Genomic DNA, 23989 nt, shown 5'->3' on the forward strand with positions numbered 1-23989 from the left:
CCGCCCCCCGGGGGCCGCGCGGCGTCCGGGACCGGCCGGTGCGCCCACGCGGACGATGCCCCCCGACGTCCCCCAACGACCGGGCGATCCCCGGTCGTCACCCGATGTCCAGCGGATCGACCCGTACGTGTGCGACCGGGCCCTCCCGGCGTGCCAACCGGCCCGCCTGCGCCGTCTTCAACGCCGCTGCCAATGCCGCGCCACTGCCGCGCGGCACCCGCACCAGCGCCCGCTCCCACAGCTCGCCGGGCGGCGGATCGCCCGGGTTGCGCGGCCGGCCCGGCTCCCGTACCGGTAGCGGAACGGGTCCCAACACCTGCGCGCTCTCCGGGAGTCCGGCACCCCGAGCGGCAGCCAGCAAGGCGGCGACGGCCTCCGGCGGACCGGTGACCGCCGCCATCCGGGACACCGGCGGAAAACCCAGCTCCGCACGGTCGGCCAACTCCCGCAGCGCGTGCCCCGCAGGATCCCAGCGCACCAGGGCCTGCACGGGCCGCATCGTCTCCTCCGCGACCACCACCACGCTCCCGCCCTCGCCCTGCGGCCGCACCAGGGAGGCAGCGCCCAACCAGCGGCGCAGCGCCTCCTCCCCCGCGCGCAGGTCGGGGCGGCCCAGCAGCGCCCAGCCGTCGAGCAACAGCGCCGCCGCGTACCCCTCGCCGCCCTCCGGTACGGGTTCGGCTCCGGGGGTGGCCACGACCAGCGCCGGACGACCCGGCACCGACCCCAGCACATGTGCGCCGCCCGAGGTCCGCACGGGCACCGAGGGGAAAGCACGGCCGAGCTCCTCCGCCGTACGCCGGGCGCCGATGACGCTGCCGCGCAGCCGCGTACCCGAGCACATCGGGCAGCTCCACTGCGGTGTCTCCCGAGCGCACCATCCACAGCGCAGCGCCGTACCGGCACCCGCCGCCTCCAACGGCCCCGAGCAGTGCGCACAGCGCGCCGGCTCCCGGCACCGCTCGCACACCAGACGCGGCACGTAGCCGCGGCGCGGCACCTGCACCAGCACCGGGCCGCGGTCCAGCGCGTCCCGCGCGGTGCGCCAGGCCAGACTCGGCAGCCGCGCACTGCGAGCCGCCGGGTCGCGCCCCTCGTCGCCCTCGGCGGTCGTACGGACCCGGGGCATCACCGTCCGCACGGTGTCCCGGTCGGCCGCCAACGGCCGTGCGAACCCCGACTCCACGAGCTGCGCGGCCTCCACGGTGCAACCGTGCGCGCCGAGCAGGAAGGCAGCCTGCTCGGTGACCGCCCGCTGCAGCAGCACCTCGCGGGCGTGCGGCTGCGGCGCCCGCTCCTCACTGTGGCCGCTGTCGCCGTCCTCCCAGATCGCGGCGAGGCCGAGACGGCGTACGGGCGCGAACATCGCGGCGCGCGTTCCGACCACCGCACGCACCGCACCGCGGCTGAGGGCCAGCCAACGCCGGTAGCGTGGCTCGGGACCGGCATCCGCGGTCAGCAGCACGTGCTGCCCCTCGCCGACGAGCGCGGTCAGCGCCGCGTCCACCCGCGCCGCCGACTTGCCGTCGGGCAGTACGGCGAGCGCCCCCCGGCCCGCCGCCAGGGTGGTGGCCATGGCACGGGCCAGCTCGTCCGCCCAGCTCTCCGGACCGGGCAGCGCCGTCCACACGGCGCGGGGCGCGGCCTTGTCGGCGAGCGCCCGAAGGAACGCCGGACCCTCCGGATAGCGCGCCCACCCACCGGGCTCGGGCACCGGCGGCTTGGGCGGGCGGCGCGGCGAGGACTGCGTCTCCGCCCTCGCCCGGCGCGGTGGGACGGCGAGCTGCACCACGTCGGCGAGCGATCCCGCGTACCGGTCGGCCACCGCCCGGCACAGCTGAAGCAGTTCGGGCGTGAGCACCGGCTCCGGTGACAGCACCTGGGCGATCGGGGCGAGCCGCCCGGCGAAGTCGGTGTCGGCCCGGCGCTCGACGATGAACCCGTTGATCAGGCCGCCCCCCTCGCGGCGCCCCTCCCGCTCACCGGCCCCGAACCGGACCCGCACCCGCACGCCGGGCTGGGCCTCTTCGTCCATCACCGCCGGAACGGCATAGTCGAAGAACCGGTCGAGATGGACCAGCCCCTTGTCGACCAGCACCCGGGCCACGGGCAGCCGCTCCGCCATCTCGGCACCCCGCCAGGTACGCGGCTTGGCCCTCGGCTGCCGGGCCTTGCGTTCCCGTACCGTCTCGCGGATCAGCGCCAGCTGCTCCGGCGCATCCGGCTGCCGCTCCCCTTCGCCGTTGGCGTCACCCCTGCTCACAGCCTCAGTCTCGCAAACAGCGCCGACGGGCGCCGCTCACCTGCCCGCGCCGGGCGCCCGACGTTCCGTACGCGACCCGGGCATACGCCGCCGCTCGCCGTCTTCCTGCCCCGGCCCCCACCACGGAGATCTCCGGCATGGGCGGGTGTCCGGCCGACCGCCGGCCGGATCGAGGAGGTGTCAGGCATCGGAGCTCCGCTGTGCGGACAGGGCCCCGTGCAGAAAGAGGTCGACGATCTCGGCGTCGCTCACGTCCCTCACACCGGAGCGTCCGGCGCTCATCAGCATCAACTGGAAGAGGTCGGCAAGACGTTCGGGCGCCAGCCGTAGCGCCTCCCGCTCGGGCTCCAGCAGTGCCGCCAACGCCGCACGTGGCGCAGCCAGCCCGGCCTCGCGCGCTCGCTGCCCCTCCTCCATGTCGGCGGTGCGCGCCTGCTCGACCTTGCCGCGCGAGGCCAGGGCCCCGGCCACCTCCCCTATCCGGTTCATATGGCCCCGCATCACCCCGGCCGCCTCGACCAGCCGCGCGGCCAGCGGCTGGTCGAGCGAGATCCCGCCCAGACGCGCGACGGTGTCGTCGGGCCGCAGGGCTTCCTCCAGACACGCGGCCAGCAGTTCCTCCTTGTCCGTGAAGACCCGGAAGATGGTGCCCTCCCCGATCCCGGCGGCCCGCGCGACCTTCGCGGTCGTCACCAACGGCCCGTACTCCACCACGAGCGGCAACGCCGCCGAGATGATCATGGCGCGCCGCTGCTCCGGATCCATGGCCGGCGCTCGGCGCCTGCCCGTCGTTTCGTCCATGCATCGAGCATACGGAGTGAGTCCTCACTCCGTCAATGAGTGAGGACTCACTCCGCCACGACGCCCTCTCGACGTGCTGACTCTCTCCTGCTTGCCTGCTCGCGAGGGGATGTGGCCCGGCCGCGACCGCTGCGGACGGAGGCGCTGGACAGGCGGGGCGCCGAGAGCCGCAGAGGGAGAGCGGTGAGGAGAGGAAACGGGAAACACCCCCCGCGCCTTGTCGGTCCGGGCGGGCGCGACCCAAGCTGAATCCCAGGCGAGGGCCGCCGTCCCGGAAGGAGAGATACGGAGATCACCAGTGCCTCAACAGGAGCAGCAGCAGCTTCGCTTCGGTCCCGAGCTCCGCAGACTGCGCCTCGCCGGCGGACTCACCCTCGGCCACCTCAGCGCCCGCGTCCACTACAGCAAAAGCCAGCTGAGCAAGGTCGAACGCGGCCTCAAAGCGCCCTCCCCCGAACTGGCCCGTCTCTGCGACACCACTCTCCGGGCCGACGGTGCCCTGGCAGCGCTGGTCCCGCCTCCGCGCCCCACGACCGACACTCCCGAGCCCGACTCCGACGAAGACGAGATGTGGCTGATGCATCTGGACCCCAGTGGCAGTGCCTCCTTCCAGTCCGTACCCCGCCGAACGTTGATGGCCGCCGGCGCGGCGTCCGTGATCCCGCTGGGCCAACCGGCACCGCAGGCGGACAACGCCACACTCCTGCGCACCGCCCGCTCGCTGTTCGACCACTACCGGCGCCTCGGCCAGAGCGCGGGCTCCCAACTCGTCCTCCCACCACTCATCGCCCAGACCCACACCCTTCGCACGTTGGCCAAGCAGGCGGGCCCACGCACCAGGGAGGGTCTGCTGTCGCTGGCTTCCCGCTACGCGGAGTACATCGGCTGGCTCGTACAGGAAACCGGGGACGAGCGCGGAGCGCTGTGGTGGACCGACCGCGCGGTGGAGCTCGCCGAGGCCGGTGGAGACCACGGGCTGACCGCCTATGCACTGGTGCGCCGCGCGCTGATCACTCTCTACCGGGGCGACGCGAAGCAGACAGTGGAACTGGCCCGCCGCGCCCAACGGCTCGCCGACAGCGACCGGGTACGCGGTCTGGCCGCGCAGCGCGAAGCACAGGGGCACGCCCTCGCCGGCGATCACCGCGCCTGTATGCGCGGCCTCGACATGGCGCGAGCCCTGCTGACCATCACCGACCGTCCCACGAGCAGCAGCGCGCAGGCCGCCTCGCCCTCTCCGGTCATCGGATCCAGCACGCTGACCGACCCGGTGTCGATGATCACCGGCTGGTGCCTGCACGACCTGGGCCGGCCCGGCGAGGCCGCTGAGATCCTGGACCGCGAGACGGCCAAACTGCCCCGGGACGCCCTCAGGTCGCAGGCGCGGTACGGGATGCGGCGCGCACTCGCCCACGCCACGGCGGGCGAGATCGACCATGCGTGTGCGCTTCTCGAGGCCCTCACCGAGGCAACGGACGCCGTCGCGTCCGCGACGGTCGCGACCGACCTGCGCCGCCTCGCACATGTGCTGCGCCGCCACCCCACCTCGGCCGCCCAGCACCTCTCGCCCTGGCTGGCCACCCACATCTGACCGGCGCTGCCGCCGCGCCGGCGGCACCCCGCTCGGTCCGGCATCCGACAGGTCCGACAGTTCGCACTCCCGCCCCGAGAAGGAGCCCTCATGCCGCACGTCTTCGTCAACTACCGCACCGGCGACGGCGAGCAGGCCGCCACCACGATCGCGCGCGATCTGACGCATCGATTCGGGCCGGGTCCGGTCTTCCGCGCCAGCGAATCGATCCGTCCTGGGCAGCTGTATCCCGAAGAACTGCTCGCAGGTGTACGCCGCAGTGACGCGCTCCTGGCCCTCATCGGGCCGCACTGGCTCGACGCCCCCGACAGCACCCGGCCGGGCCGCAGGGCGCTCGACAACGCGGAGGACTGGGTGCGCAAGGAGATACTGGAAGCGTTCTCCCGCGGGCTGCCCGTGATCCCCGTGCTGCTCGGCCGCCGTACGGAGCGGTTGACGGCTGCCGCCCTTCCCCCGCCGCTCGTCCGCCTCGCGTATGTCCAGTCCCTGCGCTACGACCACCAGCAGGCGTCCACCGACCTCGCCCGGATCGCCGAGGTGCTCACCGATCTCGTGCCCGGACTCGCCGAACCGGAGTCCCCGGAGCAGCCCGGGGACCCGGCGCCCGGTGCTGTGACCAACACGATGGACGGAGACGGGGACAGCCGCATCCAGGCGCGGGACGTCAGCGGCGGTCTCACCTCCACTGTCATCCACGACTCCCACGGTCCCGTCAACACCGGCTCCGGACCACAGCATGTGCACCAGCCCCATATCGACGGCGACGGAGCCACCTACATCGGCGGCGACAACAAGGGAAGCGTCAAGCACCGGTTCGGAGAGCGGTGATGACGAACAGCACTCGTTTCGACAGCTCGCACGGGCCCGTCAACTCCGGCCCCGGGCCCCAGTACGTCGCCTATTACCAGGACATCAGGGCGTCCGCGGCACACGACAGGAGCGGCCGGGACCCGCGCCAGGCAGCCGCGGAGGAACTGCGAAGGCTCAAACAGCGCTTCGTGCCGCCACCCGGCGCGGACCGGGCCCGACGGCTGCTGGAGGACAAGCGTGCGGTCCTTCTCAGCGCCCGCCCCGGACACGGCGCGCTGACGGCGGCCAAGGTGCTGCTGTGCGAACTCCCCCAGGGCACACAGCGCTTCCGTGAACTCGTCGACCAGGCCGAGGAGGAGGACACCGGCCGGGCGCTCGACGCCGACCAGGTGGAGAACGGCGCTGCTCTGCTGCTCGACCTGTCCGGGGTATCGGACAGCCGCTACGCCGCTTTCATGGCCGATCTGCCCGGCCTGATCAAGGTCGTGCGGGAACGCGGCGCATGGCTCGCCACCGTGCTTCCACGAGAGTGGCAGGCCGGGTTCGACCGCATGCTGCAGGGACTCGTGGCGCCACTGGGGCGCCCCGACGCCCTGGATGTACTGCGTGTGCATCTGCGCGGCTGCGGCATCCGCCCCGCCCCCTCGCAACTGGCCGGGCAGGAGCTGGGTCTTCTGCTGGCCAAGGCGACCATGGCCGAGGTCGCGGACCTGGCCGAAGAGATCGCGGCAGCCGGCGAGGGTGCATCGGAGGGGGCCGGCTTCGAGTCCTGGCTCAGCGCCGCTCTCGCAGCGCGGCAGCCGGGGATGCGTGACGTCGACAAACATCTGGCCGAGTTGCAGGGCGGCGCACAACGCGCCCTCCTGCTGGCGACAGCGCTGCTGCACGGAGCACGCGCCGACACCGTGCACGAGGCGGCGGTCCGGCTGGTGCGGGTCACAGAACACCCGGAGGTGACCGCACCTCCCCTCCAGCACCGCACACTGACCGCCCGGCTCGGTGACATCAAGGCCGCTGTGGGGGCGGACGGCCGGGTCCGCTTCGACGCGGCAGCCTACGACGACCGGGTGCGCGCGTACTTCTGGGACAACTATCCGCAACTGCGCGCCCCGCTCGGCCGCTGGATGCGCCAGGCAACGGAGTTCCAGGCACTCGGCACCTCCGAGCGGCTGGAGCTCGTCACGCGCGTCGCCCGCGAGTGCCTGCGCACCGGACCACCGGAAGGCCTCAGCGATCTGGCCGAGCGCTGGTCCCGGCCGTCGGCCTCGAAGGACGAGCTGTCCATGGCCGCGCGTGCGCTGGGGGAGAGCGTGGTGCACCCCCGGTACGGCAGCTTCTTCCGGCACCGGCTCTACGCCTGGGCGCAGGATGCGGCGCTGCCGACGTCGCGTGCCCACGTCCTGATCGGGGTGTGCTCCGAGGTGCTCTCCCGCCGCTTCCCCGACCAGGCGATGGTCCGCCTGCGCCATCTGAGCCGGCACCACCAACCGGGCGTCCGCGAGACGGCACGCGAGGCCCTGTCGCGGATCACCGACTCCGACGACCGGCTCTACCGCAGCCTGCTGAGCCGGCTGCGGCCAGGTGCCGACGCGCGCGGCCGCCGCGACCTCGACATCTTCCTCCAGGTCGCCGATCCGGCACGGCTGATGGACGACGGTGAGGTACACGTCCTTCTCACGGATCATTGGGCGGAAGCACTCGCCGCTGTGCCCCGCGCCGGCTGGGAGAGGCCGCTGCGCGCGTGGCTGGACCGGGCCCACTCCCGGCCCGGCGTCGGGCCCACGCCCCTGGGGGTCCTGGGGGAGGCATGCGCGCGGCACCGGGCGGCCTTCGGTGCCGTATACGCCGTGGCATGCGCCTGGGCCGGTACAGACCCTGCCCGCGCCCGCACGGTGGACGCGCTGTGGACCACCTCCAGGACCGCGCCGAATCACCGTCCCGCCCCCGCAGCCCCTTGACCGCCGCAGCGGTCCCCATGATGTGTCAGGAGACCCCATGAGTTCTGGCCACAAGACGATGAGCGGTTTCTGCACCGTCCTCCTGGGCCTCGTTCTGGTCCTCGTCGGCCTCGTACTGCACTGGCCTGTGTGGGCGTGGGCCGTTGTCGCGTTACTGTTCACAGCTGCCGCTCTCGTGCTGTCTCGGCTGGCGACTCCCGCCGTGGATCCCCTCTCGCAGGAGTTCACGGCAGAGCCCGACCGGCCCACCGATCCGCCCGAGCGCCGCGAGCAGACGGTGACCGATGTGGTGCTTCCCTCGGCGGCCGAGGACTACGACTTCCGCTTCTCGGCCACGGTGCGCTGGTGGCCGCAGGAACTGCCGAAGGACAGTCCGCCCTTCTCCCCCGCGGGCGTGGCGGTCAGCGCGGTGCTGGAGCGGGCCCGCGCGGTCACCGAAACCTGGCAGCCCCACCGTGGCTCGCTGGCGCAGCACCGACTCGTCGGCGAGCTGGCGGTCATGCTGCCTGACCCGTGCGGGCGGGTGCTCGCCATGGCGGAGAACGTGACGCTCACCCTCACGGAGGCAGACGCGGTGCGGCTGCGCAAGCTCGCCACGGTCCGCAAGGACGAGATCCTGTGGTCGCACGAACGCCGGTACGAGCGCGATCGGCGCGAGTATCTGGGCAAGGACGTGCTCCACGACACCGGCAGTGCCGTGGTGTGGTGGCTCGCCAAGAACGACGACCAGATCCGCAAGACCGTCGACGACCTGGGTGTACTCGCCCAGCTCTCGGCAGCCGCGAACAACCGCGACGTCCCGGAGCGCTACGCCGCTCTGGTGCCCCGCCCGACGGGAGCGCCGGAGGCCGAGGGGCAGCCGAACGGCTACGGGCACAACGGCAACGGGCACAACGGTGTGCCGCAGTTCAGCCGGGCGTTCGGGGTGGACGGTACGGGGGCGCCCGCGCCGGTGGACGCGTTCGAGCGGCTGCTGGCCGCGATGGGCGTACCGGCCGGGCACGCGGACTCGGGCGTCCTGGCCCGGGCGCTGTACGAGGGGGCCGCCCAGGTCGGCCGGGAGGAGGCGAGCGAAGACCTCCGGCGGCGCTTCGACCCGGCGGTCGCCCCGGAGCCGAGCTCGTCGACGGTGCCCGGGGAGGAGGACGGAGCGGACGCGCCCGAGGTCTGATTCGGCCGGGGAGTGGGCAGCTGCCCGGCCACTGCCTTCGGCCGCTCGGCCACGCCACGTCACGCGAGGTGAGGTCGGCGACGGGATTCGAACCCGCGAGGAGTAAAAACTCCGGTGAAGAAGTATCCCCCGCCTGCGCACCGGGCGCGTCCGCCTTCATCCTAGAAGCGGCAGCCGACTGCGGTCGAGGGGATATTTGCGTGTTCGCGGCCGGAAACAACGCGAGCGAACGCGAGAGGCGGAAGTCGGTGTCGCACGAGGGTACGGACACACCGGAGGCCCGGCACCCCGCCAGCATGGGGTGCCGGGCCTCCGGGACGAAGCGGAGGACGGATACGCGAGCGGAAGGGCTAGAGCCCGGCCGCCTTGCGCAGGGCGTCGACCCGGTCCGTGCGCTCCCAGGTGAAGTCGGGAAGCGCACGGCCGAAGTGGCCGTAGGCGGCGGTCTGCGCGTAGATGGGGCGCAGCAGGTCGAGGTCGCGGATGATCGCGGCCGGACGGAGGTCGAAGACGTCCGAGATGGCCTGCTCGATCTTCTCGTCCTCCACCGTGGCGGTCCCGAAGGTCTCCACGAACAGACCCACCGGCTCGGCCTTGCCGATGGCGTACGCGACCTGCACCTCACAGCGGGAGGCGAGGCCGGCGGCGACCACGTTCTTGGCGACCCAGCGCATCGCGTAGGCGGCGGAGCGGTCGACCTTGGACGGGTCCTTGCCCGAGAAGGCACCGCCACCGTGGCGGGCCATACCGCCGTAGGTGTCGATGATGATCTTCCGGCCGGTGAGACCGGCGTCGCCCATCGGGCCGCCGATCTCGAAGCGTCCGGTCGGGTTGACGAGCAGCCGGTAGCCCTCGGTGTCCAGCTTGATGCCCTCGTCCACCAGGGCCTTCAGCTCGGGCTCGACGACGAACTCGCGGATGTCGGGTGCGAGCAGCGAGTCCAGGTCGATGTCGGCCGCGTGCTGGGAGGAGACCACGACGGTGTCCAGCCGCACGGCCTTGTCGCCGTTGTACTCGATGGTGACCTGCGTCTTTCCGTCGGGGCGCAGGTAGGGGATGGTCCCGTTCTTGCGGACGGCCGACAGCCGCTCCGAGAGCCGGTGCGCCAAGGTGATCGGCAGCGGCATGTACTCGGCGGTCTCGTCGCAGGCGTAGCCGAACATCAGGCCCTGGTCGCCCGCGCCCTGCTCGTCGAGCTCGTCGATCTCCTCACCCGCGGTGGCGCCTTCCACCCGCTTCTCGTAGGCGGTGTCGACGCCCTGCGCGATGTCGGGCGACTGGGCACCGATGGACTCGGAGACGCCGCAGGAGGCGCCGTCGAAGCCCTTCTTGGAGGAGTCGTAGCCGATCTCGAGGACCTTGTTGCGCACGAGCGTCGAAATCGGGGCGTAAGCCTTGGTCGTCACCTCTCCGGCCACATGCACGAGGCCGGTGGTGATCAGCGTCTCGACGGCGACCCTGGAGTGCGGGTCTTCCTTGAGAAGGGCGTCGAGGATGGTGTCGCTGATCTGGTCAGCGATCTTGTCAGGGTGACCCTCGGTCACAGATTCCGAGGTGAACAAGCGGCGCGACACATCGCTCCCTGGGGTTGCAGCGGCTGCTGGCTGAGCATGGGGCGGACCGGTCGGGGGCTGCGCCCAAGCACGGTCCGCGGCCAGTTTATCCATCTCCACCCGCATCCAATCACGGACTCTCGAACTACGAGACGACCATGACCTGCTCAATCCGGACTCCAATGGCACCGGAAGGCCACCTGAGATCCGGACATGTCGGGGCGTGTCGGTCGGTGAAGGTACTGGTCAAGAGCGCCGTTCCGGCCTGGTACGACGACTTCCGGCCCACTCGGTCCCAGTGCCGAATTTCCCCGGACGGCCACCCGGAAGCCACCCGAACGAACATTCGGAAGCAGTGGTTCCGGTTGCCCTCTCCCGCCCCTCCCGCCATCGAGAGCTCCGCGAGCCGCAGCGGTGCCTCACTCCTCGGGAAGCTCAGGAAGGCGCTCCGCGATCAGGTCCCACACGGTCTCCGCGAGCATCTCCTTCGGCCCGTACGGGACCGGCGTCTCGCTGCCGTCGGCGCCGAGCACCACGGCTTCGTTCTCCTCCGCGCCGAAGGTCTTGCTCTCCCCCACCTCGTTGACGACCAGCAGGTCACAGCCCTTCGTGGCGAGCTTGGCGCGGCCGTGCGCCAGCGCCTCGTCCGTCTCGGCCGCGAAGCCGGCCACGATCTGTCCAGGACGGGGACGACTCGCCGAGATCTCGGCGAGGATGTCCGGGTTGCGCACCAAGGTCAGCGGCTCGGGCTCCTGGTCGCCCTTCTTCTTGATCTTCCCGGTCGCATACACGGCGGGACGGAAGTCGGCGACCGCGGCGGCCATCACCACGGCGTCCGCGTCGGCAGCCGCCTTCGTCACCGCTTCGCGCAGTTCCATGGCGCTGCCGACCCGTACGACGTCCACGCCCGCCGGGTCGGGCAGCGCGCTGTTCGCGGAGACGAGCGTCACGCGCGCACCGCGCGCGGCGGCGACCCGGGCGAGCGCGTACCCCTGCTTGCCGGAGGAGCGGTTACCCAGGAAACGCACCGGATCGAGGGGCTCACGGGTGCCGCCCGCGCTGACGACCACATGCCGTCCGGCGAGATCCGGGGCCGTCCCCGCCGCGCCGCGCAGCAGCACCCGGCGACAGACGTCGAAGATCGCGTCGGGGTCCGGCAGCCGCCCCTTGCCGGTGTCCTTCCCGGTCAGTCGACCCACGGCGGGCTCGATGACGAGGGCACCGCGGCTCCGCAGGGTGGCCACGTTCTGCTGTGTCGCGGGGTGCTCCCACATCTCGGTGTGCATGGCGGGAGCGAAGACGACGGGGCAACGCGCGGTGAGCAGCGTGTTGGTGAGGAGGTCGTCGGCGAGGCCGTGCGCGGCCTTGGCCAGCAGGTCGGCGGTCGCGGGCGCGACGACCACCAGGTCGGCGCCCTGCCCGATGCGCACGTGCGGCACCTCGTGCACGGACTCCCACACATCGGTGGCCACCGGGTGGCCCGTCAGCGCCGAGAAGGTGGCGGCTCCGACGAAGTGCAGCGCCGACTCGGTGGGGACGGCCCGCACGTCGTGGCCGCTCTCGGTCAAGCGCCGCACCAGCTCGCACGCCTTGTAGGCGGCGATGCCGCCGCTCACCCCGAGCACGACCTTCGGCTTGCCGGCCGCCGCCCGCCCGTCCCGCTGCTGCGTCACTCGTCTCTCCCCACATGCCACACGCGTCGTTGTCCTATGACACACCAGGGGCCCGGCAGCCGCGCTGCCGGGCCCCTGGTGGAAGTTGTGCCGACCGGCTACGGAACGACCGGCGGAGCCTCCACGGGCTCGGAGGTGAGGAGACCCGCGTTGATCTCCCGAAGCGCGATGGACAGCGGCTTCTCGTGCACGTGGGTGTCCACCAGCGGGCCGACGTACTCGAGAAGGCCCTCACCGAGCTGGGAGTAGTACGCGTTGATCTGGCGCGCGCGCTTGGCGGCGTAGATCACAAGGCTGTACTTCGAGTCGGTGGCCTCGAGCAGCTCATCAATCGGCGGGTTGATGATGCCCTCGGGCGTAGTGATGGAAGAGGCCACTCTCTGCCTTCCGTTTCGATGCTCGCTCGGTGCCCTTCGGGCGTTGCCGAGCGCTGGAGGTCAGGTCAATCGATACTCATCAAGGCTAGCAGTTCAGCGCTGACCTCCTCGACAGAGGTGTTGACCAGGGTCCGGTCGAACTCGGCCTCGGCCGCCAGCTCGGTACGGGCGACCTCCAGCCGGCGCTCGATGACCTCGGGCGCCTCGGTGCCCCGGCCGGTCAGCCGCCTGACCAGCTCCTCCCAGCTGGGCGGGGCCAGAAAGACGAGCTGTGCCTCGGGCATGGACTGCTTGACGAGCCGGGCGCCCTGCAGATCGATCTCCAGCAGGACGGGCTCCCCGCGCTCCAGGTGCTCCAGCACCGCCTGTCGGGGGGTGCCGTAGCGGTTGCCCGCGAACTCCGCCCATTCGAGCAGCTCGCCGTTGGCGATCAGCTTGTCGAACTCCTCGTCGCCCACGAAGAAGTACTGCACTCCGTGGCGCTCGCCCGGGCGAGGCCTTCGAGTGGTGGCGGAGACGGAGAGCCAGACCTCGGGATGGGCCTTGCGCATATGTGCGACGACCGTGCTCTTGCCGACCCCGGAGGGGCCGGAGAGCACGGTCAGCCGCGATGTGCCGACCGGGGGTGCCGGGGTCTCCCCCCGGGGAACTGCAGAACTCATGCAGCGATTATCCCGGTTAACGCGAGTGCCTGAGACCTCAGGCGTTGGCACCGCCGAACTCGCGCTCCAGGGCAGCGATCTGGTTGGAGCCGAGACCGCGGACCCGCCGGCTCTCGGAGATCCCCAGCCGCTCCATGATCTGCTTGGCGCGGACCTTGCCGACGCCGGGCAGGGACTCCAGGAGCGCCGAGACCTTCATCTTGCCGATCACGTCGTTTTCCTGGCCCTGCTTGATGACCTCGTGCAGAGACGCGCCGGAGTGCTTGAGCCGGTTCTTGACCTCGGCGCGCTCCCGGCGAGCCGCGGCGGCCTTTTCGAGCGCGGCTGCGCGCTGTTCAGGGGTAAGGGGCGGAAGAGCCACGCCTACGTCACCTCGGATGTTGAACTGTCGGATACGGATCGGTGAGGAACCTAGTAGGCCCGCACCTGCGGAGCAACGAGCAACGCGCCTGTTCGCGGTGCTCTCGACGGAGACTAGCGGGCGTGAGCGCCGGAGTCAGCGAGAACAGACGAAAAGTCCAGGTCAGCCTCTGCCGACCCGGACTTTTTTGGGCAAAACCGGCACATTTTCCGCTCTCGGCGTGGGATCACCTCCCGCTCAGCCCACCGCGCTGCGCACCTCGTCGGCGAAGCTGATCGCGGAATCTCTCAGTCCGGTTGTGTCGGGCCCGTGACGGAGCACTCCCCTGCTGACGCTCGGCACCACGTTGCGGACCGCGCCGCCGAAGACCGCGGGCAGGTCCGCGGGGGTCGCGCCCTGTGCCCCGATGCCCGGCGCGAGCAGGGGGCCGTTCACCGCCAGGTCGAACGCCGAGAGGTCGCCCAGCGTCGCGCCGACCACCGCGCCGAAGGAGCCCAGCGGCTCGGCTCCCGCGTTCCGGTCGGCAAGGTGCCGCAGCACCGTGGCCGCCACCGTCGAGCCGTCCTCGCGGACCGCGCGCTGGACCTCCTGCCCCTCGGGGTTGGAGGTGAGCGCCAGGACGAACAGCCCGCACCCGTTCGCGGTGGCCGCGGCGACGGCGGGCTCCAGCGCGCCGAACCCCAGATAGGGGCTGACGGTCAGCGCGTCGGAGAACAGCGGGCTGCCGGGGTCGAGGAAGGCCGCGGCGTACGCGTCCATGGTGGAGCCGATGTCGCCGCGCTTGGCGTCCATGACCACCAGCGCACCCGCCTGCCGGGCCTCGGCCACCGTCCGCTCCAGCACGGCGACGCCGCGTGAGCCGAAGCGCTCGAAGAAGGCGGCCTGCGGCTTGAGCACGGCGACACGGTCGGCCAGTGCCTCCACCACCGTGCGGCTGAACCGCTCCAGCCCCGCCACGTCGTCCTCCAGCCCCCAGGCGTGCAGCAGGGAGGCGTGCGGGTCGATACCGACGCACAGCGGGCCCCGGGCGTCCATGGCGCGGCGCAGCCGTGCGCCGAAGGGCTCCGGCGCGGTGGTCTCCTGAACGGTCACGCTGCTGCCTCCCGGGTGTGCCGGTGCTCGGCCCCGACGGCCTCGGCGAGAGTGGCGTAGGGGCTGGCCGCCAGCAGGTCGGCGAGCCCCTGGTGCATCCGCCGCATCCAGAACGGACCCTCGTACAGGAACGCCGTGTAGCCCTGCACGAGCGTGGCCCCGGCCAGGATGCGGCGCCAGGCGTCCTCGGCGGTCGTGATGCCGCCGACACCGACGAGCGTGAGCCGGTCGCCGACGCGTGCGTACAGCCGGCGCAGCACCTCCAGGGACCGGTCGCGGACGGGGGCGCCGGACAGCCCGCCCGTCTCGGCGGTCAGCGCGGGGTCGGCGGCGAGGCCGAGCCCGTCACGCGCGACGGTGGTGTTGGTGGCGATGATCCCGTCCAGCCCGAGTTCGACGGCCAGGTCAGCGACCGCGTCGATGTCCTCGTCCGCCAGATCGGGTGCGATCTTGACCAGGAGCGGGACTCGGCGCGTGGTGACCGTGCGGTCGGCGGCCTCGCGTACGGCGGTCAGCAGCGGGCGCAGTTGCTCGGTGGCCTGCAGGTTGCGCAGGCCGGGAGTGTTGGGTGACGAGACGTTGACGACCAGGTAGTCGGCGTACGGCGCCAGCGCCTCGGTGGAGGTGACGTAGTCGGCGACCGCGGCGGATTCCGGCACGGCCTTCGTCTTGCCGATGTTGACGCCGACGGTCGTACGGAAGACCGGCTTCCGGGCGGCCAGCCGGGCGGCGACGGCGGCCGAGCCCTCGTTGTTGAAGCCCATACGGTTGATCAGTGCCCGGTCCTCGACCAGGCGGAACAGCCGCTTCTTCGGGTTGCCGGGCTGGGCGCTGCCGGTGACGGTGCCGATCTCGACGTGGTCGAAGCCGAGCATGGCCAGACCGTCGATGCCCTGCGCGTTCTTGTCGAACCCGGCGGCCAGACCGAACGGGCCGTGCATCCGGCGGCCCAGCGCCTCGACGCGGAGCTGTTTGCGGCGCGGGGCCAGAGCGGCTGCCGCGAAGGTGCGCAGGACGGGGGTGCGGGCTGCTGAGCGGATCCAGGAAAAGGCCAGGTGGTGCGCCTTTTCCGGATCCATTCGGCAGAAGACGGTGCGGAAGAGGAGTCCGTACATGGGGTGTGGTGGGTTCCTGTGGGTGGGAGTGGCCCGGCCCCTCCCCCGGCCGGGCCGGGGGAGGGAGGCGCGATCAGCTCCGGCGGGCGGCGACCAGGTGACCGGCGTGCTCTTGCAAGGACCGCACGCTGACCTCGTCGCGGGCCATGGCGTCGATGCCCTGGACCGCCGCGGCCAGCGCCTGGACGGTCGTCAGGCACGGCACCGACCGGGCGACGGCCGCGGTGCGGATGTCGTACCCGTCCAGACGGCCGCCCGTGCCGTACGGGGTGTTGACGATCAGGTCGACCACGCCGTCGTGGATGAGCTGCACGATCGTCGGCTCGCCCTGCGGGCCGGGGCCCTGGCTGTGCTTACGGACGACCGTCGCGTTGATCCCGTTGCGCTTGAGAACTTCCGCGGTGCCGGAGGTCGCCAGCAGCTCGAAGCCCATGGCGACCAGCTCCCGCGCGGGGAAGATCAGCGAGCGCTTGTCGCGGTTGGCGACGGAGACGAAGGCCCGGCCCTTGTCCGGCAGCGCCCCGTACGCGGCGGCCTGCGACTTGGCGTAGGCGGTGCCGAACACCGTGTCGATGCCCATGACCTCGCCGGTGGAGCGCATCTCCGGGCCCAGCACGGTGTCCACGCCGCGCCCTTGGACATCGCGGAACCTGCTCCAGGGCAGGACCGCCTCCTTGACGGAGATCGGCGCGTCCAGCGGCAGGTCGCCGCCGTCGCCCTCGGCCGGGAGCAGTCCCTCGGTGCGCAGTTCGCCGATGGTGGCGCCCAGCGAGATCCGGGCTGCGGCCTTTGCGAGCGGGACGGCGGTGGCCTTGGAGGTGAAGGGCACCGTGCGGGAGGCGCGCGGGTTGGCCTCCAGCACATAGAGGATGTCGCCCGCCATGGCGAACTGGATGTTGATCAGGCCTCGGACGCCGACGCCGCGGGCGATGGCCTCGGTGGAGGTCCGCAGCCGCTTGATGTCGTAGCCGCCGAGGGTGATCGGGGGCAGAGCGCAGGCCGAGTCACCGGAGTGGATACCGGCTTCCTCGATGTGCTCCATGACGCCACCGAGGTAGAGCTCGTGGCCGTCGTAGAGCGCGTCGACGTCGATCTCGATGGCGTCGTCGAGGAAGCGGTCGATGAGGACCGGGTGCTTCTCGATCAGCCCGGCGTGCCGCTGGAGGTAGGACTCCAGCGAGGGCTCGTCGTAGACGATCTCCATGCCACGGCCGCCCAGCACATAGGAGGGGCGGACCATGACCGGGTAGCCGATCTCGGCGGCGATGCCCTTGGCCTGCTCGAAGGAGAAGGCGGTCCCGTACTTGGGGGCCGGCAGTCCGGCCTCGGTGAGCACCCGGCCGAACGCGCCGCGCTCCTCGGCCAGTTCGATCGCCTCGGGCGAGGTGCCGACGATGGGCACCCCGTTGTCCTTGAGCGCCTGGGCGAGGCCGAGCGGGGTCTGGCCGCCGAGCTGGACGAGGACGCCGGCGACGGGACCCGCCTGCTGCTCGGCGTGGACGATCTCCAGCACGTCCTCCAGGGTGAGCGGCTCGAAGTAGAGCCGGTCGGAGGTGTCGTAGTCGGTGGAGACGGTCTCCGGGTTGCAGTTGACCATGACGGTCTCGAACCCGGCCGCACCCAGTGCGAAGGAGGCGTGGACGCAGGAGTAGTCGAACTCGATGCCCTGACCGATGCGGTTGGGGCCAGAGCCCAGGATGATCACCGCCGGCTTCTCACGCGGCGCGACCTCGGTCTCCTCGTCGTAGGAGGAGTAGAAGTACGGGGTCCTGGCGGCGAACTCGGCGGCGCAGGTGTCAACGGTCTTGTAGACGGGGCGGATGCCCAGCGCGTGCCGCACCTCGCGCACCACGTCCTCGCGCAGCGAGCGGACGGCGGCGATCTGCGCGTCGGAGAAGCCGTGCCGCTTCGCCTCGGCGAACATCCCGGGGCTCAGCTCGGGCGCCGCGGCGATCTCGTCGGCGATCTCCTTGATGAGGAAGAGCTGGTCGACGAACCAGGGGTCGATCTTCGTGGCGTCGAAGACCTCCTGCTGGGTGGCGCCGGCCCGGATGGCGGCCATCACGGTGTTGATCCGGCCGTCGGTGGGGCGGGCGGCCAGGGCGAGCAGTTCGGCCTTGTCGCCGAGTTCGGCCACGGGCGTGGCGAAGTCGAACTGGCTGCCCTTCTTCTCCAGCGAGCGCAGCGCCTTGTTCAGGGCCTCGGTGAAGTTGCGGCCGATGGCCATGGCCTCGCCGACCGACTTCATGGTGGTGGTGAGCTGGGAGTCGGCGGCCGGGAACTTCTCGAAGGCGAAGCGGGGCGCCTTGACGACGACGTAGTCGAGCGTGGGCTCGAAGGAGGCCGGGGTCTCCTCGGTGATGTCGTTGGGAATCTCGTCCAGTGTGTAGCCCACGGCGAGCTTGGCGGCGATCTTCGCGATGGGGAAGCCGGTGGCCTTGGAGGCGAGCGCCGAGGACCGGGAGACCCGCGGGTTCATCTCGATGACGACGATCCGGCCGTCGGCCGGGTTGACGGCGAACTGGATGTTGCAGCCGCCGGTGTCGACGCCGACCTCACGGATGACGGCGATGCCGATGTCACGGAGGATCTGGTACTCACGGTCGGTGAGCGTCATCGCGGGCGCGACGGTGATCGAGTCGCCGGTGTGCACCCCCATCGGGTCGAAGTTCTCGATGGAGCAGACGACCACCACGTTGTCGTGGTGATCGCGCATCAGCTCCAGCTCGTACTCCTTCCAGCCGAGGATCGACTCCTCCAGGAGTACCTCGGTGGTCGGCGAGAGGGTCAGCCCCTGCCCGGCGATACGGCGCAGCTCCTCCTCGTCGTGGGCGAAGCCGGAGCCGGCGCCGCCCATGGTGAAGGAGGGGCGGACGACGACCGGGTAGCCGCCGAGCTCCTCGACGCCGCGCAGTACGTCGTCCATGGAGTGGCAGATGTAGGAGCGCGCGGACTCGCCGTGGCCGATCTTGCCGCGGACGGCTTCGACGACCTCCTTGAACTGGTCGCGGTCCTCCCCCTTGTTGATGGCCTCGACGTTGGCGCCGATCAGCTCGACGCCGTACTTGTCCAGTGTCCCGGCCTCGTGCAGGGAGATCGCGGTGTTGAGCGCGGTCTGGCCGCCGAGGGTGGGCAGCAGCGCGTCGGGGCGCTCCTTGGCGATGATCTTCTCGACGAAGTCGGGGGTGATCGGCTCGACGTATGTGGCGTCGGCGATCTCCGGGTCGGTCATGATCGTGGCCGGGTTGGAGTTGACCAGGATCACGCGCAGGCCCTCGGCCTTGAGCACGCGGCATGCCTGGGTGCCGGAGTAGTCGAACTCGGCGGCCTGCCCGATGACGATCGGTCCTGAGCCGATGACCAGGACGGACTGGATATCGGTGCGCTTAGGCACGCTGGTCCTCCATGAGCTTGGCGCTGTGCTGGGGGTTGTCCCGCATGAGCGTGACGAACCGGTCGAACAGGTAGGCGGCGTCGTGCGGGCCGGCTGCCGCCTCGGGGTGGTACTGGACGCTGAAGGCGGGCTTGTCCAGGAGCCGCAGCCCCTCGACCACGCCGTCGTTGAGACAGACGTGCGAGACCTCGGCGCGGCCGAAGGGGGTGTCGCTGACGCGGTCGAGCGGCGCGTCCACGGCGAAGCCGTGGTTGTGCGCGGTGACCTCGACCTTGCCGGTCGTACGGTCCTGGACGGGCTGGTTGATGCCGCGGTGGCCGTACTTGAGCTTGAAGGTGCCGAACCCGAGGGAGCGGCCGAGGATCTGGTTGCCGAAGCAGATCCCGAACAGCGGGGTGCCGCGCTCCAGCACGCCCCGCATCAGGGCGACGGGGTGCTCGGCGGCGGCCGGGTCGCCCGGGCCGTTGGAGAAGAAGACCCCGTCGGGCCGCACCGCGTAGATGTCCTCGACCGTGGCGGTGGCGGGCAGCACGTGCACCTCTATGCCGCGCTCGGCCATCCGGTGCGGGGTCATGCCCTTGATGCCGAGGTCGACGGCGGCGACGGTGAACCGCTTCTCGCCGATCGCCGGGACGACGTAGGCCTGCTGCGTGGCGACCTCGCCGGCGAGGTCGGCGCCCTTCATCGCCGGGGCCTCGCGCACCCGGGACAGCAACTGCTCCTCCTCGGCCGCGCAGGCGTCGCCGGAGAAGATGCCGACGCGCATGGCCCCGCGCTCGCGCAGGTGCCGGGTCAGGGCGCGGGTGTCCACGCCGCTGATGCCCACCACGCCCTGGTCGCGCAGCTCCTGGTCGAGGGAGCGGGTGGCGCGCCAGTTGGAGGGGGTGCGCGCCGGGTCGCGTACGACGTAGCCGGCCACCCAGATCCGGGCGGACTCGGGGTCCTCGTCGTTGACGCCGGTGTTGCCGACGTGCGGGGCCGTCATGACGACGACCTGGCGGTGGTAGGAGGGGTCGGTCAGGGTCTCCTGGTATCCGGTCATGCCGGTGGAGAACACGGCCTCCCCGAACGTCTCCCCCACGGCCCCGTAGGCACGCCCGCGGAAGGTACGGCCGTCCTCCAGGACGAGAAGGGCGGGATTCGCCGTGGTTCCGGTCGCTCCCCTGGCGGAGGTCGTCATCATGCGCCTTCCTTGTGCTGCTGCATTGCCGCGACGCCGTTGTCGCCGCACATTGCGTTGATCTTCTCGACCCATCGGGCCTGGTCGGCCGAGTGGTCGAAGCGGAATCCGGAGTCGAGCCGCCGTCCGCCGTGCTCCCAGGTGACGATCAGCAGGCCGCCCTCGGTGAGGACCTTGCCGGCGATACCGGTGTCGAGCCGGGCGCCGCGCAGCTGGTCCGCCGGGACGAAGAAGTCCTGGGCGCCGGGCCGTACGACATCCAGTCCGCGCTCGGTCAGTGCCAGCTCGGCGCGGCTGCGGGTGCCCAGACCGTGTGCGACGATCCGGTCGAGCCACTGGCCCGCGCTGGTGGAGCCGTGGTAACGGCCGGTGGCGCTCAGCAGCGGCTCGCCGCTGTGCTCCGGGGGCTGCGGGAGCTCGGGCAGGTCGCCCTGGAGGGTGCCGCGCCACTTCCAGCCCTGGCGCATCAGCCAGTACAGCAGCGCGACGAACAGGACGAGGCCGACGACCCAGCCGATCCGGGCGGCCCAGTCGGTGACCTGCTGTGACTTCTGATCCGCCGCAAGGCCGATCAGAGGGAGGTTTGTTGCACTCACACTGTTCACACCGCTCACGCTGCTCCCACGAGTTTCCCGTCCACGACCGTCGGGCGGCCCCGCAGCCAGGTGTGGGTGACGCGACCGGGCAGCTCACGGCCCTCGTAGGGGGTGTTGGCGCTGCGGGAGGCGAAGCCCGCGGGGTCCACCTGTCCACGGTAGTCGGCATCGAGAAGGACCAGGTTGGCTGGCTCGCCGGGTGAGACGGGACGGCCATGGCCCTCCAGCCGTCCGATGGCGGCCGGCCGGAAGGACATCCGGTCGGCGACCTGCGCCCAGTCCAGCAGCCCGGTGTCGACCATGGTGTGCTGCACCACCGACAGGGCGGTCTCCAGCCCGACCATCCCCATGGCGGCCGCACCCCACTCGCAGTCCTTGTCCTCGTGCGGGTGCGGGGCGTGGTCGGTGGCGACGCAGTCGATGGTGCCGTCGGCCAGCGCCTCCCGGAGCGCCAGTACATCGGCCTCGGTGCGCAGCGGCGGGTTGACCTTGTAGACGGGGTTGTAGGAGCGGACCAGCTCGTCGGTCAGCAGCAGGTGGTGCGGGGTGACCTCGGCGGTGACGTTCCAGCCCTTGGACTTGGCCCAGCGGACGATCTCCACGGAACCCGCCGTCGACAGATGGCAGATGTGGACGCGGGAGCCGACGTGTGCGGCGAGCAGCACGTCCCGGGCGATGATCGACTCCTCGGCGACCGCGGGCCAGCCGGCCAGCCCCAGCTCCGCCGAGACGATGCCCTCGTTCATCTGGGCACCGGCGGTCAGCCGCGGCTCCTGGGCGTGCTGCGCCACCACACCGTCGAACGCCTTCACATACTCCAGGGCGCGCCGCATGATCACCGCGTCGTCGACGCACTTGCCGTCGTCGGAGAAGACCCGGACCTCGGCGGCGGAGTCGTGCATGGCCCCCAGCTCGGCGAGCTGTTTGCCCTCCAGCCCGACGGTGACGGCGCCGACGGGGCGCACATCGCAGTAGCCGTACTCCTTGCCCAGCCGCCACACCTGCTCGACCACGCCGGCGGTGTCGGCGACGGGGAAGGTGTTGGCCATGGCGTGTACGGCGGTGTAGCCGCCCTTGGCGGCGGCCCGGGTGCCGGTCAGCACCGTCTCGGAGTCCTCGCGGCCGGGCTCGCGCAGATGGGTGTGGAGGTCGACCAGCCCCGGCAGCAGCACCGCGCCGCCGGTCTCGACCACCTCCGCGCCCGCCGCCTGCAGGCCCCGGCCGATCTCCGCGATGGTGCCGCCCTCGATCAGCACGTCCTGCGGCTCGCCGCCGAGGATCTTGGCACCGCGCAGCAGTGTCCTGTTCTGCTCAGTCATCTCAGTTGTTCTCCTCTACGGCCGGGCGGCGCGCAGCGCCTCCATCCGGGGTGGTGGCGGGTGACGGGTGGGCAGTGTCTTCGCGGGACAGGGCCGGTTCGGCACCGCCCAGCAGCAGGTACATCACGGCCATCCGGATGCTGACGCCGTTGGCGACCTGCTCGACGGCGGTGCAGCGGGGCGAGTCGGCCACCGCGGCGGTGATCTCCATACCGCGGTTCATCGGCCCGGGGTGCATCACGATGGCGTGCTCGGGCATCCGCGCCATGCGCTCGCCGTCGAGACCGTAGCGGCGGGCGTACTCGCGCTCGGTGGGGAAGAACGCGGCGTTCATCCGCTCACGCTGGACGCGCAGCATCATCACGGCGTCGGACTTGGCCAGTACGGCGTCCAGGTCGTAGGAGACCTCGCACGGCCAGCGCTCCACCCCGATGGGCAGCAGGGTGGGCGGTGCGACGAGGGTGACATGGGCACCGAGGGTGCTCAGCAGATGGACGTTGGAGCGGGCGACACGGCTGTGCAGGATGTCGCCGACGATGGTGATCCGCCTGCCGTCGAGCGCGGCGCCCTCCTCCCCGACCAGCCGCCGACGCATGGTGAAGGCGTCCAGCAGCGCCTGGGTCGGGTGCTCATGGGTGCCGTCCCCGGCGTTGATCACGGAGCCGCCGATCCAGCCGGAGGTCGCCAGCCGGTGCGGGGCCCCGGAGTCGCCGTGCCGGATGACGACACCGTCGGCGCCCATGGCCTCCAGAGTGAGCGCGGTGTCCTTGAGGGACTCGCCCTTGGAGACCGAGGAGCCCTTGGCGGAGAAGTTGATGACGTCCGCCGACAGCCGCTTGGCCGCCGCTTCGAAGGAGATCCGGGTGCGGGTGGAGTCCTCGAAGAAGAGGTTGACGACGGTGCGGCCGCGCAGGGTGGGCAGCTTCTTGATCGGCCGGTCGGCGAACCGGGCCATCTCCTCGGCGGTGTCGAGGATGAGGACGGCGTCGTCGCGGGTGAGGTCGGCGGCCGAGATGAGGTGACGCTTCATCTGTTGCCTGGTGCCTTCCGTGGGGTGGGATGTGTGGTCGTCGCGAGAGCTCGCACGCCGGGGCACCTCCCGGCCGGGGCCTGGGGAGTTGCGCACCGGGGCAGCGGGCGCGTCGGGGCGGCGTGTCGGACGGGGCGGGTCCGTGCAGCGCAGCACACGGGCGTACGGCCGCGCTCCGCGCGCCGCAGGCGTGCGCCGGGCGGGCGCCTGGACGCGGTTCGGGTGGCCTAGCCCGCGGGAGCCGTGCCGCGACGCGGGCGTGCGCCTGATTCGGCGTGCTCGGACGCGGGCGCGCGGGTGCCGAGCAGTACGCCGTCGTGGCCGTCCTCCTCGGTCAGTTGCACCTTGACGGTTTCGCGCTGCGAGGTGGGCAGGTTCTTGCCGACGTAGTCGGCGCGGATCGGAAGCTCGCGGTGACCACGGTCCACGAGAACGGCGAGTTGCACCGCGCGGGGACGCCCGATGTCACCCAGGGCATCGAGTGCGGCGCGGATCGTGCGGCCGGAGTAGAGCACGTCGTCGACCAGGACGACGAGTCGTCCGTCGACCCCCTCGGCCGGGATCTCGGTGTGCGCGAGGGCCCGTGCGGGGCCGAGACGCAGATCGTCCCGGTACATCGTGATGTCGAGCGAACCTACGGGGATCGCGCTGCCGGTGATCTCTTCGAGCTTGGCGGCCAGCCGTCGGGCGAGGAAGACACCGCGGGTGGGGATGCCGAGAAGTACCACGTCGTCGGCGCCTTTGGCGCGCTCGACGATCTCGTGGGCGATACGGGTGAGTACCCGCTTGATGTCCGGCGCCTCCAGTACGGGGCGTGCCGGATGCAGGTTCGGGCTGCTGTCGTCCATGGGAATCGGACCTCCTTCCCCGCCTCACGGGACGGGCCTTAAAGGACGCCTGCACTGTCGCTGCTCAACGCTACCAGGGCCCGGTTCCGGGTCCGCCCCAGGGCGGTGCCAGCCGTTCGGACCCCCTCGGCTTGACGCGGCACATTACGCTGCGTAACCTCACAGTGAGTTACGAAGCGCGAGGCGCGCGGCGCA

General features: G+C 71.5%; 19 protein-coding genes. 4 read left to right on the forward strand and 15 right to left on the reverse strand.

The genetic code is table 11. The annotated features are described in order from the left end of the window. Positions 1 to 97: 97 nt before the first annotated feature. Both KBY19_RS20045 and KBY19_RS20050 read right to left on the reverse strand, forming a co-directional pair. Positions 98 to 2263, reverse strand: a complete 2166-nt coding sequence (locus KBY19_RS20045) for a primosomal protein N' (RefSeq protein ID WP_210966339.1) — start codon at positions 2261 to 2263, stop codon at positions 98 to 100. A gap of 180 nt (positions 2264 to 2443) precedes the next feature. Beyond that, positions 2444 to 3064: a TetR/AcrR family transcriptional regulator gene (locus tag KBY19_RS20050; RefSeq protein ID WP_247691198.1), complete on the reverse strand. Its 621-nt coding sequence runs from the start codon at positions 3062 to 3064 to the stop codon at positions 2444 to 2446. 298 nt (positions 3065 to 3362) lie between these two features. On the opposite strand from KBY19_RS20050, the gene KBY19_RS20055 reads away from it, so the two are divergent. The 4 genes from KBY19_RS20055 (at position 3363) to KBY19_RS20070 (ending at position 8594) form a co-directional block, all read left to right on the forward strand. Continuing rightward, a complete protein-coding gene (locus KBY19_RS20055; RefSeq protein ID WP_210966340.1) occupies positions 3363 to 4655 on the forward strand; it encodes a helix-turn-helix domain-containing protein in 1293 nt (430 codons plus the stop codon). A 90-nt stretch (positions 4656 to 4745) separates the two neighbouring features. Continuing rightward, a complete protein-coding gene (locus KBY19_RS20060) occupies positions 4746 to 5483 on the forward strand; it encodes a toll/interleukin-1 receptor domain-containing protein (RefSeq protein WP_099878633.1) in 738 nt (245 codons plus the stop codon). Continuing rightward, positions 5483 to 7423: a hypothetical protein gene (locus KBY19_RS20065; protein WP_185016305.1), complete on the forward strand. Its 1941-nt coding sequence runs from the start codon at positions 5483 to 5485 to the stop codon at positions 7421 to 7423. Before KBY19_RS20060 ends, KBY19_RS20065 begins: the two co-directional genes overlap by 1 nt. A gap of 37 nt (positions 7424 to 7460) precedes the next feature. Beyond that, the gene (locus KBY19_RS20070; protein ID WP_210966341.1) at positions 7461 to 8594 is read left to right on the forward strand and encodes a hypothetical protein; all 1134 of its coding nucleotides are present in this window, start codon (positions 7461 to 7463) and stop codon (positions 8592 to 8594) included. A gap of 350 nt (positions 8595 to 8944) precedes the next feature. On the opposite strand, the gene metK is transcribed toward KBY19_RS20070, so the two are convergent. The 13 genes from metK to pyrR form a co-directional block, all read right to left on the reverse strand. Then, positions 8945 to 10168, reverse strand: coding sequence for a methionine adenosyltransferase (gene metK, locus KBY19_RS20075; RefSeq protein ID WP_099878640.1), 1224 nt, complete (start codon positions 10166 to 10168; stop codon positions 8945 to 8947). Positions 10169 to 10566: 398 nt separating this feature from the next. Beyond that, on the reverse strand, positions 10567 to 11820 hold the full coding sequence (gene coaBC / locus KBY19_RS20080) for a bifunctional phosphopantothenoylcysteine decarboxylase/phosphopantothenate--cysteine ligase CoaBC (protein ID WP_210966342.1): 1254 nt from the start codon (positions 11818 to 11820) through the stop codon (positions 10567 to 10569). Positions 11821 to 11918: 98 nt separating this feature from the next. Then, entirely contained in the window at positions 11919 to 12197 is a 279-nt protein-coding gene (rpoZ, locus tag KBY19_RS20085) for a DNA-directed RNA polymerase subunit omega (RefSeq protein WP_099878644.1), read from the reverse strand. A 65-nt stretch (positions 12198 to 12262) separates the two neighbouring features. Continuing rightward, complete coding sequence (gmk, locus tag KBY19_RS20090; protein ID WP_185016307.1) at positions 12263 to 12859, reverse strand: guanylate kinase; 597 nt, start codon at positions 12857 to 12859, stop codon at positions 12263 to 12265. A 37-nt stretch (positions 12860 to 12896) separates the two neighbouring features. Then, positions 12897 to 13220 carry an integration host factor gene (locus KBY19_RS20095; RefSeq protein ID WP_019356158.1) on the reverse strand — a complete coding sequence of 108 codons (324 nt, stop codon included), beginning with the start codon at positions 13218 to 13220 and terminating at the stop codon, positions 12897 to 12899. 237 nt (positions 13221 to 13457) lie between these two features. Then, positions 13458 to 14312, reverse strand: coding sequence for an orotidine-5'-phosphate decarboxylase (gene pyrF, locus KBY19_RS20100; RefSeq protein WP_099878646.1), 855 nt, complete (start codon positions 14310 to 14312; stop codon positions 13458 to 13460). Beyond that, on the reverse strand, positions 14309 to 15427 hold the full coding sequence (locus KBY19_RS20105) for a quinone-dependent dihydroorotate dehydrogenase (protein ID WP_099878647.1): 1119 nt from the start codon (positions 15425 to 15427) through the stop codon (positions 14309 to 14311). The genes pyrF and KBY19_RS20105 overlap by 4 nt, the downstream gene beginning before the upstream one ends. Positions 15428 to 15500: 73 nt before the next feature. Next, the gene (gene carB / locus KBY19_RS20110; protein ID WP_210966343.1) at positions 15501 to 18821 is read right to left on the reverse strand and encodes a carbamoyl-phosphate synthase large subunit; all 3321 of its coding nucleotides are present in this window, start codon (positions 18819 to 18821) and stop codon (positions 15501 to 15503) included. Beyond that, positions 18814 to 20001 (reverse strand): glutamine-hydrolyzing carbamoyl-phosphate synthase small subunit, encoded by a 1188-nt coding sequence (carA, locus tag KBY19_RS20115; RefSeq protein ID WP_210966350.1) that lies wholly within the window; start codon positions 19999 to 20001, stop codon positions 18814 to 18816. The genes carB and carA overlap by 8 nt, the downstream gene beginning before the upstream one ends. Further along, entirely contained in the window at positions 20001 to 20597 is a 597-nt protein-coding gene (locus tag KBY19_RS20120; protein ID WP_099886322.1) for a hypothetical protein, read from the reverse strand. Before KBY19_RS20120 ends, carA begins: the two co-directional genes overlap by 1 nt. 14 nt (positions 20598 to 20611) lie before the next feature. Then, positions 20612 to 21916, reverse strand: a complete 1305-nt coding sequence (locus KBY19_RS20125) for a dihydroorotase (protein ID WP_099878653.1) — start codon at positions 21914 to 21916, stop codon at positions 20612 to 20614. Position 21917: 1 nt separating this feature from the next. Beyond that, on the reverse strand, positions 21918 to 22946 hold the full coding sequence (locus tag KBY19_RS20130; RefSeq protein ID WP_099878655.1) for an aspartate carbamoyltransferase catalytic subunit: 1029 nt from the start codon (positions 22944 to 22946) through the stop codon (positions 21918 to 21920). 227 nt (positions 22947 to 23173) lie between these two features. Then, positions 23174 to 23794, reverse strand: a complete 621-nt coding sequence (gene pyrR / locus KBY19_RS20135) for a bifunctional pyr operon transcriptional regulator/uracil phosphoribosyltransferase PyrR (protein WP_099878657.1) — start codon at positions 23792 to 23794, stop codon at positions 23174 to 23176. Positions 23795 to 23989 lie beyond the last annotated feature (195 nt).

Source organism: Streptomyces sp. B15, assembly GCF_018070605.1.
Taxonomy (GTDB): Bacteria; Actinomycetota; Actinomycetes; order Streptomycetales; family Streptomycetaceae; genus Streptomyces; species Streptomyces smyrnaeus.

Excerpts from the sequence above, each read along its gene's own strand:
- KBY19_RS20050 (WP_247691198.1), bottom strand. The coding sequence starts at position 3,064 with ATGGACGAAACGACGGGCAGGCGCCGAGCGCCGGCCATGGATCCGGAG.
- KBY19_RS20060 (WP_099878633.1), top strand. The coding sequence starts at position 4,746 with ATGCCGCACGTCTTCGTCAACTACCGCACCGGCGACGGCGAGCAGGCC.
- KBY19_RS20065 (WP_185016305.1), top strand. The coding sequence starts at position 5,483 with ATGACGAACAGCACTCGTTTCGACAGCTCGCACGGGCCCGTCAACTCC.
- KBY19_RS20070 (WP_210966341.1), top strand. The coding sequence starts at position 7,461 with ATGAGTTCTGGCCACAAGACGATGAGCGGTTTCTGCACCGTCCTCCTG.
- gmk (WP_185016307.1), bottom strand. The coding sequence starts at position 12,859 with ATGAGTTCTGCAGTTCCCCGGGGGGAGACCCCGGCACCCCCGGTCGGC.
- KBY19_RS20105 (WP_099878647.1), bottom strand. The coding sequence starts at position 15,427 with ATGTACGGACTCCTCTTCCGCACCGTCTTCTGCCGAATGGATCCGGAA.
- carA (WP_210966350.1), bottom strand. The coding sequence starts at position 20,001 with ATGACGACCTCCGCCAGGGGAGCGACCGGAACCACGGCGAATCCCGCC.
- KBY19_RS20125 (WP_099878653.1), bottom strand. The coding sequence starts at position 21,916 with ATGACTGAGCAGAACAGGACACTGCTGCGCGGTGCCAAGATCCTCGGC.
- KBY19_RS20130 (WP_099878655.1), bottom strand. The coding sequence starts at position 22,946 with ATGAAGCGTCACCTCATCTCGGCCGCCGACCTCACCCGCGACGACGCC.
- pyrR (WP_099878657.1), bottom strand. The coding sequence starts at position 23,794 with ATGGACGACAGCAGCCCGAACCTGCATCCGGCACGCCCCGTACTGGAG.